Genomic DNA, 1,373 nt, shown 5'->3' with positions numbered 1-1,373 from the left:
GCGCGTGTGTTGCTTGTGTTGTTGTGGGGGGGGGGGGGGGGGGGGGGGGGTGGGGGGGGGGGGGGGGGGGGGGGGGGGGGGGGGCCCGCCGCCCCCCGAGGGGGTGGCCGAGGGCGATGGCGCCGCCGTTGACGTTGACCTTGCTCAGATCGGCGCCGGTTTCCTGCGCCCAGGCCAGGACGACGGGGGAGAAGGCCTCGTTGATCTCGATCAGGTCGATGTCGTCGAGTCGCAGGCCTGCCCGGCGCAGGACCTTCTCGGTGGCGGGGATGACCGCGGTGAGCATGAGCAGCGGATCGTCGCCCGCGACGGCGAAGCTGTGCAGCCGGGCCAGCGGGCGCAGGCCCAGTTCGGCGGCGCGTTCGCCGGACATGATGAGCACCGCGGCGCTGCCGTCGCTGACCTGGCTGGCCGAGGCCGCCGTGATCTCCCAGCCGATCTGCGGGAAACGGGCCGCCATGGCGGGGTCGTAGTAGGCGGGCTTCAGCTTGCCGAGCGTCTCCAGGGTGGAACCGACCCGGATGCCCTCGTCGGTGGTCAGACCGTTAAGCGGCGCGAGCTCGGCCGCGAAGAGCCCGTCTTTGGTTGCGCGCGCGGCCTTTTCATGACTGCCGAGCGCGAACTCGTCGAGCTGAGTGCGGGTCAGTCCCCACTTGGCGGCGATGAGTTCGGCGCTGATGCCTTGGGGCACAAGCTCATCCGGGTAGCGCTCGGTGAAGGCGACGCCGGACAGATCGGTGGCGCCGATCAGATTGGCCCCCATGGGAACTCGCCCCATCGACTCCACACCCGCCGCCACGACGATGTCGTACGCACCCGCGATCACGCCCTGCGCGGCGAAGTGGATGGCCTGCTGACTACTCCCGCACTGCCGGTCGACAGTGGTGGCGGGCACCGATTCGGGATACCCGGCCGCCAGCGCGGCCCGCCGGGTCATGTTCGAACCCTGCTCGCCGACCTGGGTGACGATGCCGCCGATCACATCGTCGACCAGCGCCGGGTCGATGCCGCTGCGCTCGATCACCGCGCGCAGGCTGTGCGCGAGCAGGTCGACGGGATGGACGTCGTGGAGTGCGCCGTTCGGTTTGCCCCGGCCGATGGGGGTGCGTACCGCTTCGACGATGACCGCGTCTCGCATGGGAGTCCTCTTTCGACGGTGAGCCGACTCTGGCTCTATCCAACAATAGTCAGCGTAGGTGCTAACTATCATCTACTCAAGTCAGCGGTGGGTATGATGTCGGTCATGGCAGCCGTGATGGAAGGACCCTTGGCCGATCTGAGCAGGTGGGACACCGCGGGCTGTTCCATTGCCAGAGCCATGGACCTGATCGGCACCCGCTCGGCGATGCTCATCCTGCGCGAGGCCTACTCTG

The 1,373-nt window shown here is 69.0% G+C and carries 1 protein-coding gene and 1 pseudogene; one reads left to right on the top strand and one right to left on the bottom strand.

Annotated elements, in window-relative coordinates:
- Positions 1–1,138: thiolase family protein (locus tag ACFWPJ_RS32935; RefSeq protein WP_378857447.1), on the bottom strand; the 1,138-nt coding region annotated here is incomplete at its 3' end.
- A 93-nt stretch (positions 1,139–1,231) separates the two neighbouring features.
- Here ACFWPJ_RS32935 and ACFWPJ_RS32930 point away from each other — a divergent pair.
- Positions 1,232–1,373 (top strand): annotated as a pseudogene (locus tag ACFWPJ_RS32930) (transcriptional regulator); the annotation flags it as partial.

Source organism: Nocardia sp. NPDC058497, from assembly GCF_042720195.1.
In the GTDB taxonomy this organism is placed as follows: Bacteria; Actinomycetota; Actinomycetes; order Mycobacteriales; family Mycobacteriaceae; genus Nocardia.
This window is presented reverse-complemented; position numbering and strand designations above follow the sequence as displayed.